Consider the following 13390-nt stretch of genomic DNA (forward strand, 5'->3'; position numbering starts at 1 on the left):
TGATCCCCTCATAATATGTATTGGTTCGATGCGGGAAAATGCAGTATCCAGCTTTCCAACTAATTCCTGCACTCCGCCTGAACCGTCGTTACTTCTAGCTTTTATTTATTACTATTCACGATTTTATTCACAATCAAATCCATTTGCCCCTCTACCGCAATCGGATCGTAGTTATACATTTCATCAAAATCCATCGTAAAAATATGATTTGCCTTATACGCCGGCAAGTCTTTCCAAATGCTCGATGCTTCTATCCCATCAAGCGCCCCATTGCGAGTATCCCCATGCTTAAATCGTGTCACAAACATATAATCTGCCGCAAAATCAGGTAGCACTTCTAGCGAAATCTGTTTATAGCCATCGCCATCAATGACCTCATCTTGAATTTTCTTAGGCGCCTTTAATTGTAATGCGTTATAAAGAACTTGTCCACCCCGACCCCAATTATCTCCAAAAACATAGAAATTTTTATCATCGCCTTCATATAACCCGACCGTCGCATTTGGAGCTACCACACCTTTTATTTTCTCCCGTGCTTTCGCGGCTTTCTTATCAAAATCAGCGAGCCAATCTTTTGCTTCCTGTTCTTTCCCAACAATTTCAGCAATCGCCGTTAATTCATCCTGCACGCTTTTGTATGTATTGTACGGTATTAAAATCGTCGGCGCAATTTTCTTCATCTGATTAAACTGATCCTCACCCGATACAATGATTAAATCTGGTTGTAGTTCCGCCACTTTTTCAACAGAAGCCGGGTCACCGATATCTTCCACCCCTTTTTTATAAGGATTCAAATAAGGATTTTTCAATACAAACGATGTAGCACCAATCGGTTTAATACCTAAAGCTGAGAGCGATCCCATATACTCCGTCACAACGATTTTTTTCGGATTATTCGGGATCTCTACTGTTTTCCCGTTTGGCATCTTGTACGCATGCGTCTCCGATTTTCCCTCCGCCGCTTCATCACTACCACACCCAACTAAAACAACCGCCATAACAGCAGTCAACATTAAAAATACGATTTTCTTCACGTTACTCCTCCTTTTCAATTGATAATGATTATCAATCTCAAAAGAAATTATAGCAAGACGATTCCTAAAAAGCAAGACTAAAAATGGCTCTAGCGCAAAAAAAATACGAATAATAACGCTTAGCTATTGCAACTTTCTCCAAAAGATTCTATACTAGTCATGAGAATGATTATCAATCGCGAAACTAAGGAGCGATGTATAAATGAACAATTTAAAGACAGACGGCTTACAAATCGCCTACGACAAGCGTGTTATCGTAGACGCTTTAAATATCGAAATACCCAAAGGCAAGATTACGGCACTAGTTGGCGCTAACGGCTCGGGTAAATCTACCATTCTAAAAACAATGTCCCGCCTGATGAAACCTTCTAAAGGCAACGTTTTCTTAGATGGAAAAGCAATTCACCGCCAATCCACAAAAGAAATCGCGAAACAACTAGCGATTCTGCCACAAAACCCAACGGCGCCTGATGGTCTGACCGTGACCGAACTCGTTTCCTACGGCAGATCTCCTCATCAAAGCGGTTTTAAATCGATGTCTGTCAAGGATCGCGACATGATCCAATGGGCTCTTCGTGTGACGAGTCTAAACGATTTCGCTGACCGCCCCATTGATAGTTTATCTGGCGGACAACGACAACGCGCTTGGATTGCGATGGCGCTAGCACAAGAAACCGATATTTTATTCTTAGATGAACCAACGACATTTCTTGATATGACTCACCAGCTGGAAGTCTTGATGTTGTTAAAACAGTTAAATCTGCAAGAAAACCGCACGATTGTCATGGTCGTTCATGATTTAAATCACGCCTCGCGCTTCGCTGATCATATGATTGCTATTCGCTCTGGCCAAGTCATTTCCGAAGGCTCACCAGTCGACGTGATGACCGAGCAAACACTAGAAGACGTTTTTGGCATTAAGGCCGATATTATGCTCGACCCACGTACTGGCGTTCCACTATGTTTACCATACGAAACGTGTCAAGCCTGTGAAATTAGACAAGTCGCAACCAAGTTAGCAGGTGAAGTCGTTGTCAAACTTGTATGACGTAACGATTATCGGAGCAGGACCAGTTGGCTTGTTCACAACTTTTTATAGCGGTTTGCGTTCCCTAAAAACGAAAATCATCGACGCCGAGCCAGCAGTTGGCGGTAAGATTCGCTACTTCTACCCAGAAAAAATCATCCGAGACATCGGCGGTATTCCAGCCATCGAAGGACAACAACTTGTGAAAAACTTACATGACCAAGCAAAAACGTTCCAGCCTACCATCGTGTGCGGCGAGCGTATCACAGAACTCAATCGACTAGCAGACGGCACCTTCCAACTAACCGCAGAAAATGGCAACAAGCATCACAGCAAAACCGTCATTATCGCAGCAGGAAGTGGCACGTATGAAGTCCACCCTTTAGAAGTATCCGGTAGCGAAACATTTGCCAGCAGCCTCTTCTATGACATCAAAAACCTAGCCAGTTTCCAACATAAAACCGTCGTTGTTTCAGGTGGAGGCAATGCCGCTATTGACTGGGCACAGGCGCTAGAACCCATCGCAAAAGAAGTCCATCTCGTCTATCGCGGCGAGAATTTTAAAGGACACGAAGAACGCGTCAAAGAAATGCATGATTCCTCTATTTGCGTCCATGTCAACCACGAAATAACAGCGCTACAAGGCGATTCAACCCATCTCAAAAACTGCGTGATTCACTGTAATAAAAACGGCAATACAACAAAAATTGACACCGATGCCATCATTGTGAACCACGGTGTAAAAGTAAATCTCGGCTCCATGCTCGACTGGGGATTCGACACATCCGAATACGGCATCCTAGTCAATCAACAAATGGAAACGAGCGTCCCCGGCATTTATGCATGTGGTGATATCTGCACCTACCCACGCAAAATGCGCATCATCGCGGCTGGCTTACACGAAGGCCCTATCGCCATCAACAGCGCTAAAAACTTTCTAGATCCAGCTGCCGAAGAAGTCGCCATGGTCAGCACACATCACGAAAGCTTTACCGAAGTTTAACATACCAAAAAGCCAGCATCCTATACGCTCAGATGCTGGCCTTACTTTATCTATTTTCAAGAAACGCCTTGCTTCTTCTCCTCACAAGCCACCTTGAAATTCTTCCAACTACCAAAATAATAACGCACCAATCGGTAATCCTCGAATTCGCTCATCGTCGGAAATCTCCGCATAATTCGTTCCATTTCCAAAATGTCGCGAATCAATTTTTCCTTCACTTCTTTACCTTCCTCTTCCCCCGCAAACTTCGTCAAACCAGCTCGCTCAAGAAAGGCTTCCCAAGAATCATAATACTCCATCACAGACATATAAAGCGGGAACTCATGCGGTCCACTAATCGGCGGACGTCCCAACTCCTGCGAAATTCGCTTAACCTCTGCAATCAAATAATCCTCCTTGTAAAAACGTTTCGGCTCATTCTCCAAACCCGCTGCTTTTAATGCATCCGGCCATGAACCAAATAATTGTCGTGCTTTTTCAAAATGATTGTACATGCTACGCCTCGGCACACGCCCCTGTTCCTGCGCCAATTGTTGTAATTCGGCAATAATCTGTTCTTTTGTCACAACAGCTATATCGTCCATCATCTTTCCCCTTCTCCTGTGTAGTAACTACATTTGCATTACAATTATGTTGTATCATAAAAAAGCAAGCGAAACAACTGAAAAATTTTCCAATTTACAAAAAAACAAACCTAAATCACAAAATCTAGGCTTGTTTTCCCATTTATTCATGTTTTTTGAATCATGCCACGCTCCACAATAGCCATCATATGCATAAATTTATCCACAAGCGGTTGCATTTCCTGCATCGTCGCATTCGGGTTTTCCCTAATATAATCCGTCGCTATTTTAATTGTATAATCGAACAAAGCACGAATCACATCATGGGCATCCTCCAAAACAACATCCGCACGCAATGTCACCCGCTCAAAAATCTGATTCATATACACATCTTGCATTTGCAACATCTCCGTATAATAAGCATGTAACCGCTCCGCAAGCGCCGCCGGAGGATTCGCGTAAGACTGCATAATCAACTTAAACGCAGCCGGATAATTCTTGCTAAAATGCAACTTCTGCTTCGTCGACCAAATCGCACCTTCCATAAAGTTCTCCGTCGGAATCTCCCCAATCGGTACTTCCTGCATCGCTAAATCCACCGAATACGTCACCGCTGCGGTATACAATTTTTCTTTGGAGCCAAAATAATGGAAAATCAACCCCTTCGAAACACCAGCAACCTCTGAAATCCGATTCGTACTAGCCGCCTTATACCCATGATCCGCGAATTCCTCCACCGCGACCTTCAAAATTTTATCCCGTTTATCCTCCATCACACCCTCAAATCCTTTTTCCGGTACAATACGAAAGTCAGCACGACGAACACAACTATCGAAATCACGCTAATCCACACATTCACACTCTCCATCGAAGCTTTGATCATATCAGACGGAATCGCAAAATTGATCGGCGAGAAATATTTAAAGAAGTCCACCTTATCGTTCAAACCAGCAAGAATCCCTAAAATATAAGTCAGAAAAACGAGGCCCAATGCCACCGGTGTCGCCTGTTTTGCCGAATGAACAATCGCTGAAAAACAGAACCCAGCACTCATAAACAACAAGGCCACCAGTAACTCATTTGAGAAAACCCGCACCAGCGACTGCACCAAATCCCCCGTATTCGCCCCGTCCTGCTTCAAGAAAACAACCAATACCGTTGAAACAACAAACGTGATAGCCCAAAAAGCAATAAATGAAATCGCGTTCCCGACCATTTTCCAAGCTACTAACTCCGAACGAGTAATCGGTTGCGCATACAAAAACTCAATCGTCCCATCCGTCTCTTCCTTCACCAACGCCTGCGCCCCAATCATAGCTGCATATACACACGCTGCAATAAAAATATACTGAAACACATACGCAAAGTACGCATCAATTTTTGTTAAATCCGCCATCGAACTAATATGCAAAACATTCATCATTTCTTTCGGTAAAGCATTCATTTTCGTGTTCACTAATTCTTGCATCCCGCTTGACTGCATACTAGGAAAGAACGCCATGAACATACCGAGCACTAGCGCCACAACCCCCGACCAAACGAGCAAACTCTTAATATGCGTTTTCCATTCAATCTTTAAAATAGTCATTTTGCCTTCCCTCCTTCATAAAGCGTCATGAATTTATCTTCCAACTCTTGATTAGTGATCGACAAATCCTTAATTCCCTCCGCTGCAAGAATCGGCAAAACCGCTTGCACATTACCATCAAACGTCAATCTCGCACTCGTTTCCGTCGTTTCCACAACTTTAGCGCCAGCATTGACAAGCTCCGTCACCGGCAACCGATCCCCTTTCAAAATAATCACTTTCCCCGACATTTCCTGATCCGCAATATTTTCCAGCGCTACAATTTCACCCTCACGAATAAAAGCAGCTCGCGTACTATACTCCTGAATCTCCCGCAAATTATGACTCGACAAAAAGATTGTCATGCCGTCCTCTTGATTTTGGCGCGTCATCTCTTTAAATAAGTGATGCTGCATCAAAGGATCCAACCCATTCGTAGGCTCATCTAAAATTAGCAACTTCGGCTTCGTAATAAGCCCGGCCACAATCGCAACCTTCTTTTTATTTCCAAGTGACATATCCCCAAAACGCTTATGCGGATCAATATCAAACATCTCATAATAACGCTTCATCTGCGTCTGCGCCTGATCAATATGATGAAACTTCGCCGCGAATCCAATAATATCATTCGCCGTCATTTGCGGATAATAACGCACCTCGCTCGGCACGTACCCGACCATCTTCTTAATTTCCGCCGAATTTTTCACAATATCCTTGCCAAGTATCGTCGCATGGCCTTTCGAAGCATAAATGAAATTCAGCAACAGCTTGATTGTCGTCGATTTACCAGCACCATTTGGCCCAATAAACCCAAACAATTCCCCCTCTTCCACTGACAAATTCACACCTTCAATCGCCCGTTTCTTATGATAGAACTTCGTCAATTCATTCGTCTCTATCGCTTTCATTTTTGACCCCTCCAATTCACAATTGACCATCTAGTCAATGCGATTATACTCCCGCCTGACCACCTAGTCAATCAATAACCATCCACATCAAAAAAAGCGCACCAGAAAGCCATCCGATACGCTAATCCATTTTCTTATTTCGTCAAAACATCACGATAACTAAAGTGCCACTGCGTCCCAAATTTGTCAGCAATCATGGCATAGCCCTTACTCCAAAACGTTTCTTCAAGTGGCATATAAATCTTACTGCCTTTTTCAAACTTGGCAAAAATCGCTTTTAAGTCTTCCAAATCATCGCTTTCCACAACAATACTAACATTATCACCTAGAGTCGCTGGAATACCGTCCGGCATATCCGACATCATCACGCGCAAACCCCTGACATCGATTTCACTGTACATAATTTTATCAGCGTTCCCATCTTTATTTCCGCTAGTATTCGGATTCGACGGCGCCTCACCATATGTCACTATCTCCTTTGGCTCGACTTCAAAAATTCCCGCATAGTAATCCAAAGCCTCACGACAATTTCCTGTAAAATGCAGAAAAACAGCAGTCATCTTCATCTACTTCCTCTCTGAATTATTTAGTCGCCTCAAGCAACTGCCAATATTGCACAGCGTATACCGTTTTAGCATCACAAATAACCTTTTCTTCTATTAATTGTAACGCCTCATCCAAACTTACTTCCACAATATTCACGAACTCGTCCTCATCTGCCTGAAGCGGGTTTGCTTGCTTCTTCAAATCTCCCGCAAGATAAATATGTAGTAACTCATCCGCGAAACCAGGCGATGTATAAAAAGACACAAGATGCTTCAAATCATCCGTTTTGTATCCCGTTTCCTCCTCCAGCTCGCGCCCAGCCGTCAATTCCGGAGCCTCATCTGGTTCAATTTTACCAGCAGGAATCTCGACAATTGCCTTCTCGAGCGGTTTCCGATATTGTTCCACCATCACCATTTTGTTTTCAGGCGTAATCGCAACAACCGCCACCGCACCAGGGTGCTTCACGATTTCACGCTTACTCGTTGCACCGTTTGGCAACACCACATCATCCACTACTAATTTAATAATTTTCCCATCAAAAATCGTCTCACGCTTCACCGTTTTTTCCTCTAACGAATCCATGCCACCACTCCATTTCTAAGTCTTTTTTATCATTATACCATAATCAAGTCTGAGGGGAATTTACATCGCACGACTGATAACATCTTTTCCTCCAATATGGTATGATATACTCAAATCAGGTTAGCCTTTTCAGATGATTTTCTAAAAAATTTTCACAAATACTTAATCCTTAAAAAAATAAGGAAGCCTAAGGAGAAGATAGACATGGTAGTTTTCAAAAAATTTATGGCCTTCACTGGCTCAATCGTTTTAACACTCATTTTGTTCGGCATCTTGGCAAACATCTTTGTGAACAACTGGTTACTTATTAGTGTCGTAACACTTGTCGTGGCCGCCGTCCTGTTCTTCTTTTCTGCAAAAGCGGGAGACAAAGCACATGCCATACAGACTGGGCTTACAAAAAAAGAATACAAATACATTCGCACAAACTTAGAAGAATCGCGAGCTAAAATACTGCGTCTCCAAAAAATCACGTCCGCTCACCGTAATCTTTTTACATTCCAGGAACGCGACAAAACACTCTTACTTACAAAACGCATCTACGGTATTGTGAAAGAAGAACCAAAACGCTTTTATGATGCAGAGGATTTCTTTTTCTCCCACTTGGACTCTTTGGTAGAGCTAACAGAAAAATACGCTTTCCTAAACAGCCAACCTGTGAAGGACAAGAAGATTTACCAAACACTTTCTGACACTCGTGCCCTTTTGAATGATTTAGGTCGCGTTATCGAGAAAGACCTCTTTGCACTGCTTAACAAGGACGTATCGAGCCTTGATTTCGAGCTAGAAGTTGCAAAGAATTCCATCTCCAAACAGGAAAAGAAATTTGAAAGGAGAACACCCAAATGACCGAGAACCAAAAGCCAAACGAACCTGAATTAAAAACAACAGAAACACCAACATATGAACAACCGAAAGCAGAGGTTATCGATGCTAATTTCAACAAGACATTAGATGATTTACTCGCCGATCCATTCGGCACAAACGGCTCACAAACCGTACAAGAAATCGTGAACAACGAAACAGACAAAGCTCCCCGCTTGGTTGACATGCTTCCAGAAGCGAACCGTCGCCAAGCAGTGGAACTTGCCAAACAAATCGAGCCTGGAAATCAAGCGGCTATCCTCGGATACGGCGCACCAGCACAAGCAAAGCTACATGACTTCTCCCACTCGATGCTCAACCAAGTTCAAAAGCAAGACGTTGGTCCAATCGGCGAAATCATCAGTGACTTGATGTTCCGCCTGCAAGAAGCCGATCCAGATGAACTTGCCGCACGCAACAAGAACGTTTTCACAAAAATGTTCTCCCGTGTGAAACAATCCATCAACGAGATCACATCCAAATATCAAAAAATGGGCACACAGATCGATCGTATCGCCCTGAAATTAGAACATGCCAAAAAACGTTTAATGGAAGACAATTCCTTCTTAGAACAACTCTACGATAAGAATAAAGACTACTTCCAGGCGTTAAATATTTATATCGCAGCTGGTGAATTAAAACAAGAAGAAATCAATACGAAGCTTCTTCCTGAACTTCGCAAAAAAGCAGAACAATCCGGTGATCAAATGGATTTCCAAGAAGTAAATGATCTCACACAATTCGCAGATCGCCTGGAAAAACGTGTGCATGACTTGAAACTTAGCCGTCAAATCACTATTCAGCAAGCACCACAAATTCGTCTTATTCAAAACACGAATCAGGTTTTAGCTGAGAAGATTCAGTCATCGATTATGACAGCTATCCCATTATGGAAAAACCAAGTCGCCATCGCGCTTACCTTACTACGTCAACAACAAGCGGCAGAAGCGCAACGCCAAGTATCGGAAACCACAAACGAGCTTCTAAAACGCAATGCCGATATGCTAAAAACAAATGCTATTGAAACAGCGCGCGAAAACGAAAGGGGTATTGTTGATATCGAAACACTAAAAGAAACGCAATCAAGCCTCATCGAAACGCTACAAGAAACCTTGAAGATTCAACAAGAAGGCCGTGCAAAACGCGCCGTTGCAGAAAAAGAACTTGTAACTATGGAACAAGAATTAAAAGATCGCTTACTAGAAATGAAATAATCTTTATCTACGAAGAAAGGTGCAGTACCTGTTGGTCATATCCACAGAAACTGCACCTTTCTTATTTGCTATTTTTTTCAAAAGCCGTTCTGAATTCAGCCTCCAGCATACTAAAAACAGCTAAGTCATGATAAGCCTCGTGAAAAAATTCATGCTCCCGTAATATCCCATCTTGATGGAAACCTAGCGAGTGCATCATATTTAATGATCGCTCGTTAAATGTATATACTTCACAATAAACCTTATGTAAATGTAATGCATTGAAAGCCACGTCCAACAACTCTAAGATAGCTTCTTTTCCGTAACCTTTTCCCCAACTTGATCGTTCCCCAATAACGATACCAAAAGCTGCCTGGCCATTTTCTCGGTCAATTAAGCCTAGTTCGGCACGCCCAATGACTCTTCCATCTAAAACAATACTGTATAGTTGTAACGATTGGTTGACGTTAAAAAAATATTTCTCATACATCGTTTGAAAAACCTCTAAAGATCGTGGTTTCGTAATACCGCTTGCCATGGCAATTTCTTCATCAAGCTCCCAGACATGCATTCCTTGTATGTCTTCCCGCCTGATTGGTCTAATTCTCCCTGACTCCCTTTTCATTAACTAACAACTCCCAACAATCATTATCGAACTTAAGTATAACAATGATATGCCATAATAAACAAGATTTTTCTTTAAAATCCTTCTAGTTTCAAATTTTCAAAGTGCAACGGTTTCAGGTTCGTTACCGTCAGGCCAACTAAGCGAACGCTCTCTTCTCCACTATATACATCGCGTAATAAACTGGCCCCAGCATCATAAATAACCCGTGCATCTCGTGTATATTCCATTAATGATAACCTCCTAGTAATGGTACTAAAATCACTGTATCGTAGCTTTAAAACCACTGTCTTACCGTGCTTGCCAATGCGTTCCAGTGAACTTTCTATTTTCTGTGAGAATAAAAGCAACATCTCTTGCATCTCTCGTTCATCGAAAATATTGTTAGCAAATGTAGTTTCTCGGCCAACAGACTTTCTCTCGCGATGTGGGTTTACTTTAGAATCTGATAAGCCTCTCACTGCTCGATACAAGCGATAGCCTTGTTTATTCAGCTCCCGAATTAAATCCCACTCCTCCCATGCTTTTAAATCCGCGCCAGAATGGATACCTAATCGATGTAGTTTCTCGGCTGTGACTTTCCCAACACCGTGGAATTTCGTAACTGGTAGACTCTCTAAAAAGGCTTCTGCTTCCTCTGGTAATACGACGGTCATCCCTGCTGGCTTCTTAAAATCTGATGCAATTTTGGCGATGAATTTATTGTATGAAACGCCTGCTGATGCGGTCAAACCGAGTTCGTGATAGATCGCATGTTGGATCTCCAGGGCTATCTTCATTGCGGATTTGATTCCTTTTTTGTTTTCGGTAACGTCTAAATAAGCCTCATCTAAAGACATTGGCTCCACTAAATCTGTATAACGATGAAATATTTCACGGATTTGTGCGGATACTTCTCGGTAATGTTCCATATTTCCATGGATGAAGATGCCGTGTGGACATAGTTTATATGCTTGCTTTGTCGGCATCGCAGAATGGACACCGAATTTCCTAGCTTCATATGAACATGTGGAGACGACACCTCGTTTATTTGGGTCTCCACCAATGATAAGTGCCTTTCCACGATATTCCGGATGGTCTCGCTCCTCTACCGAAGCAAAAAAAGCATCCATATCAATATGAATAATTTTACGCGTCTTATCCACTTCACTCATCACCTTCCAAAAACGAACGTTTGTTCTCCATTTAATTATACTCTCTCCTCTTAAATAATGCAAGCTGGATTCGGTTAAATTTTGAACAAAAATTACACAGCAAAAAAGAGACTATTTTTTAAGTACAGCGTGTCGACAAATGCTTAGTTTCTAGGCAAAAGCGAGTACCAGCGCGGAGCATACTAAGGTATGTGAGCACTGGAACAGAGCTTTTAACGACGAAAATGAGCGTTTGTCGACACGCTGATATTTTGCGGAAAATCACGTGAAGCAGTTTTTCTACAGTCTGTTTTAAGTAGCCTCCCTTTTTTATTTTTTCTCAAATGCGCCTTTACCGAAAAATTCGATGACGCGTGGCATGACCTGGTACATTCGCGAAATAAGGTTCATCAAAAACGGTAGATTTATTTCACGCTTTGGTTTCCCCATAATTGCCACGATTTTTGCAGCTACTTTTTCAGGCTTCAGAACCAAGAAACCTACATTGTCTAAATAGTCGCCCGATTTGTCGGCAATGTCGAAAAAGCTAGTTGCGATCGGCCCAGGGTTCACCGTCGTTACGTGGATACCTGATGGCTTGGTTTCCATTCGCAAAGCATTGGAATAGCCTAAAACTGCGAATTTTGTTGCGGAATAAGCGGATGATTTTGGTGTCGCGATTTTGCCAGCTTGGGAGGCGATGTTGATAATATGCCCCGACTTACGCGCCAACATGTCTGGTAAAGCGAGTTGCGTCAAGCGCATCAAACCAAGTACATTGGTATCAAACATCCGTTCCACCGTCGCAAAATCAGTCTTTACAGCTTCTTCAAAAATCCCAAATCCAGCGCAATTTACTAGGACATCGATTTTTGTATCGCCGATTTTTTGCATCACGTCTTCTATCTCTTCAAAGTCTGTCATATCCATTTTGTGGTAATCGCTAACAACACCATAATCCGCTTGAATCTGTGTTGCTAAATCTGACAATTTTTCCGTGCGGCGAGCCGTCAGAATCGTGTGTGCGCCTTGTGCCGCGACTTGCCGTGCCATCTCTGCTCCGAGCCCATTGGATGCACCTGTAATCATCACCGTTTTCCCCTTCAAAAAATCGTTCATCCTTCTCCAAACTCCTTTATAGTTCAAATATCGCAAAATCGGTCGCCATTTCCGTATTAGGAAAAATCGCTTGGCATTCTGAGACCAATTCGCGATTGTCCTCCCGGCTATAACGCGAACTAATATGCGTGATAATCAGCCGTTTTGCATTCGCATTCTTAGCTAGCGTGGCAGCTTCTATCGTCGTAGAATGCATGTACTCTCCAGCCATATCGCCCATTTCAGCACCAAATGTCGCTTCGTGCACGATGACATCCGCCTGATCCGCGAGTACCAACTCATTCGCCGTCGTCCGTGTGTCGCCAAAAATAGCCATAACCCGTCCTTTTTTAGCGGGTCCAATAAACTGGCTTCCATCGACTACTTCGCCATTCTCAAGCGTCACCGTCTTACCTTCTTTCAGCTCCTTAAAAATCGGTCCTGGCTTCACACCAAGTGCCGAAAGTCCTTCCGCATCAAGCGATCCCGCCTTATCAGCCTCCTCAATCCGGTAGCCATAACTCAAAATGCCGTGATCCAACTCGCGACAAATAACTTTAAAATCAGCATCTTCAAACACGACTTCACTATCAATTTCCACAATTTCAAGCGGGTATTTCAAATGCGTGCCACTCACCGCTAAACTCGTCCGAATATAATTCGCAATCCCCACAGGTCCGTAAATCGTAAGTTCCGTTTCGCCGCCCTGAAAAGAACGACTGCTAAGAAGCCCTGGCAAGCCGAAAATATGATCCCCATGCAAATGCGTAATAAAAATTTTTTCCAGTTTACTCAATCGAATCGAACTTCGTAAAATCTGATGTTGCGTTGCTTCCCCACAATCAAACAGCCAAATACTATTTCGTTCATTTAGCATCGTGAGCGCAATTGCCGTTACGTTACGGCCTTTGGAAGGGACACCCGCTCCTGTTCCGAGAAAAATCAATTCCATCTTTGTCTCACAATCCTTTCTCTAATCCGCTATTAATCATACCATATTTAGCCCATTTATGGCACTCCCACCGCTAAGCTTTTCCGACTTTTCCGGTTCAATCAGTTGCACATTAGAAATCAAACGGCTAAAATAGTAAGGAATAATGAGGGCGACTATGATTATATCTTAATTGTCTCATTCTCAGAATAAAAGCTAAAACATCTCGCTCATTTTTTCTAGGTAAGTTGTATTGACAGCTTTACGCAAATCGAGCGCTTGTCGCCGGTTTATCTGAGGTATGTTCCACACA

The 13390-nt window shown here is 42.8% G+C and carries 15 protein-coding genes; 4 read left to right on the forward strand and 11 right to left on the reverse strand.

Annotation, left to right across the window (positions count from 1 at the left end):
• Nucleotides 1-101 precede the first annotated feature (101 nt).
• Nucleotides 102-1013: an iron-hydroxamate ABC transporter substrate-binding protein gene (locus DUK53_RS03705; RefSeq protein ID WP_483306201.1), complete on the reverse strand. Its 912-nt coding sequence runs from the start codon at nt 1011-1013 to the stop codon at nt 102-104.
• A gap of 223 nt (nt 1014-1236) precedes the next feature.
• Between DUK53_RS03705 and DUK53_RS03710 the strand changes: the two genes are divergently transcribed.
• The gene (locus DUK53_RS03710) at nt 1237-2082 is read left to right on the forward strand and encodes an ABC transporter ATP-binding protein (RefSeq protein WP_036093637.1); all 846 of its coding nucleotides are present in this window, start codon (nt 1237-1239) and stop codon (nt 2080-2082) included.
• The gene (locus DUK53_RS03715; protein ID WP_036130727.1) at nt 2066-3064 is read left to right on the forward strand and encodes an NAD(P)/FAD-dependent oxidoreductase; all 999 of its coding nucleotides are present in this window, start codon (nt 2066-2068) and stop codon (nt 3062-3064) included. Before DUK53_RS03710 ends, DUK53_RS03715 begins: the two co-directional genes overlap by 17 nt.
• A gap of 56 nt (nt 3065-3120) precedes the next feature.
• On the opposite strand, the gene DUK53_RS03720 is transcribed toward DUK53_RS03715, so the two are convergent.
• The 6 genes from DUK53_RS03720 to DUK53_RS03745 form a co-directional block, all read right to left on the reverse strand.
• Entirely contained in the window at nt 3121-3651 is a 531-nt protein-coding gene (locus DUK53_RS03720) for a homing endonuclease associated repeat-containing protein (protein ID WP_036093643.1), read from the reverse strand.
• Between the two features lie 143 nt (nt 3652-3794).
• The gene (locus DUK53_RS03725) at nt 3795-4400 is read right to left on the reverse strand and encodes a TetR/AcrR family transcriptional regulator (protein ID WP_036130724.1); all 606 of its coding nucleotides are present in this window, start codon (nt 4398-4400) and stop codon (nt 3795-3797) included.
• Entirely contained in the window at nt 4400-5215 is an 816-nt protein-coding gene (locus tag DUK53_RS03730; protein ID WP_036093649.1) for an ABC transporter permease, read from the reverse strand. The genes DUK53_RS03725 and DUK53_RS03730 overlap by 1 nt, the downstream gene beginning before the upstream one ends.
• On the reverse strand, nt 5212-6102 hold the full coding sequence (locus DUK53_RS03735) for an ABC transporter ATP-binding protein (protein ID WP_036093652.1): 891 nt from the start codon (nt 6100-6102) through the stop codon (nt 5212-5214). The genes DUK53_RS03730 and DUK53_RS03735 overlap by 4 nt, the downstream gene beginning before the upstream one ends.
• Before the next feature lie 134 nt (nt 6103-6236).
• Nucleotides 6237-6668: a VOC family protein gene (locus DUK53_RS03740; protein WP_052171447.1), complete on the reverse strand. Its 432-nt coding sequence runs from the start codon at nt 6666-6668 to the stop codon at nt 6237-6239.
• Nucleotides 6669-6684: 16 nt separating this feature from the next.
• Nucleotides 6685-7233 (reverse strand): NUDIX hydrolase, encoded by a 549-nt coding sequence (locus DUK53_RS03745; protein WP_036093655.1) that lies wholly within the window; start codon nt 7231-7233, stop codon nt 6685-6687.
• 204 nt (nt 7234-7437) lie between these two features.
• On the opposite strand from DUK53_RS03745, the gene DUK53_RS03750 reads away from it, so the two are divergent.
• Both DUK53_RS03750 and DUK53_RS03755 read left to right on the forward strand, forming a co-directional pair.
• Nucleotides 7438-8082: a 5-bromo-4-chloroindolyl phosphate hydrolysis family protein gene (locus tag DUK53_RS03750; RefSeq protein ID WP_036093658.1), complete on the forward strand. Its 645-nt coding sequence runs from the start codon at nt 7438-7440 to the stop codon at nt 8080-8082.
• The gene (locus DUK53_RS03755) at nt 8079-9311 is read left to right on the forward strand and encodes a toxic anion resistance protein (protein ID WP_036093661.1); all 1233 of its coding nucleotides are present in this window, start codon (nt 8079-8081) and stop codon (nt 9309-9311) included. The genes DUK53_RS03750 and DUK53_RS03755 overlap by 4 nt, the downstream gene beginning before the upstream one ends.
• Nucleotides 9312-9372: 61 nt before the next feature.
• Here DUK53_RS03755 and DUK53_RS03760 read toward each other — a convergent pair whose 3' ends face one another.
• The 4 genes from DUK53_RS03760 to rnz all read right to left on the reverse strand — a co-directional run bounded on the left by DUK53_RS03760 (nt 9373) and on the right by rnz (nt 13098).
• A complete protein-coding gene (locus DUK53_RS03760; protein ID WP_077917909.1) occupies nt 9373-9915 on the reverse strand; it encodes a GNAT family N-acetyltransferase in 543 nt (180 codons plus the stop codon).
• A 74-nt stretch (nt 9916-9989) separates the two neighbouring features.
• The gene (gene dinB / locus DUK53_RS03765) at nt 9990-11060 is read right to left on the reverse strand and encodes a DNA polymerase IV (RefSeq protein WP_036131370.1); all 1071 of its coding nucleotides are present in this window, start codon (nt 11058-11060) and stop codon (nt 9990-9992) included.
• A gap of 318 nt (nt 11061-11378) precedes the next feature.
• On the reverse strand, nt 11379-12167 hold the full coding sequence (locus DUK53_RS03770; protein WP_124892561.1) for an SDR family NAD(P)-dependent oxidoreductase: 789 nt from the start codon (nt 12165-12167) through the stop codon (nt 11379-11381).
• Between the two features lie 16 nt (nt 12168-12183).
• A complete protein-coding gene (gene rnz, locus DUK53_RS03775) occupies nt 12184-13098 on the reverse strand; it encodes a ribonuclease Z (protein WP_036093665.1) in 915 nt (304 codons plus the stop codon).
• Nucleotides 13099-13390 lie beyond the last annotated feature (292 nt).

The sequence above is a fragment of the Listeria sp. SHR_NRA_18 genome (assembly GCF_003856515.1).
Lineage (GTDB): Bacteria > Bacillota > Bacilli > Lactobacillales > Listeriaceae > Listeria_A > Listeria_A newyorkensis.

Excerpts from the sequence above, each read along its gene's own strand:
- DUK53_RS03730 (WP_036093649.1), bottom strand. The coding sequence starts at position 5,215 with ATGACTATTTTAAAGATTGAATGGAAAACGCATATTAAGAGTTTGCTC.
- DUK53_RS03755 (WP_036093661.1), top strand. The coding sequence starts at position 8,079 with ATGACCGAGAACCAAAAGCCAAACGAACCTGAATTAAAAACAACAGAA.
- DUK53_RS03770 (WP_124892561.1), bottom strand. The coding sequence starts at position 12,167 with ATGAACGATTTTTTGAAGGGGAAAACGGTGATGATTACAGGTGCATCC.
- DUK53_RS03705 (WP_483306201.1), bottom strand. The coding sequence starts at position 1,013 with ATGTTGACTGCTGTTATGGCGGTTGTTTTAGTTGGGTGTGGTAGTGAT.
- DUK53_RS03710 (WP_036093637.1), top strand. The coding sequence starts at position 1,237 with ATGAACAATTTAAAGACAGACGGCTTACAAATCGCCTACGACAAGCGT.
- DUK53_RS03760 (WP_077917909.1), bottom strand. The coding sequence starts at position 9,915 with ATGAAAAGGGAGTCAGGGAGAATTAGACCAATCAGGCGGGAAGACATA.
- DUK53_RS03745 (WP_036093655.1), bottom strand. The coding sequence starts at position 7,233 with ATGGATTCGTTAGAGGAAAAAACGGTGAAGCGTGAGACGATTTTTGAT.
- DUK53_RS03725 (WP_036130724.1), bottom strand. The coding sequence starts at position 4,400 with ATGGAGGATAAACGGGATAAAATTTTGAAGGTCGCGGTGGAGGAATTC.
- rnz (WP_036093665.1), bottom strand. The coding sequence starts at position 13,098 with ATGGAATTGATTTTTCTCGGAACAGGAGCGGGTGTCCCTTCCAAAGGC.
- DUK53_RS03735 (WP_036093652.1), bottom strand. The coding sequence starts at position 6,102 with ATGAAAGCGATAGAGACGAATGAATTGACGAAGTTCTATCATAAGAAA.
- DUK53_RS03720 (WP_036093643.1), bottom strand. The coding sequence starts at position 3,651 with ATGATGGACGATATAGCTGTTGTGACAAAAGAACAGATTATTGCCGAA.
- DUK53_RS03750 (WP_036093658.1), top strand. The coding sequence starts at position 7,438 with ATGGTAGTTTTCAAAAAATTTATGGCCTTCACTGGCTCAATCGTTTTA.
- DUK53_RS03740 (WP_052171447.1), bottom strand. The coding sequence starts at position 6,668 with ATGAAGATGACTGCTGTTTTTCTGCATTTTACAGGAAATTGTCGTGAG.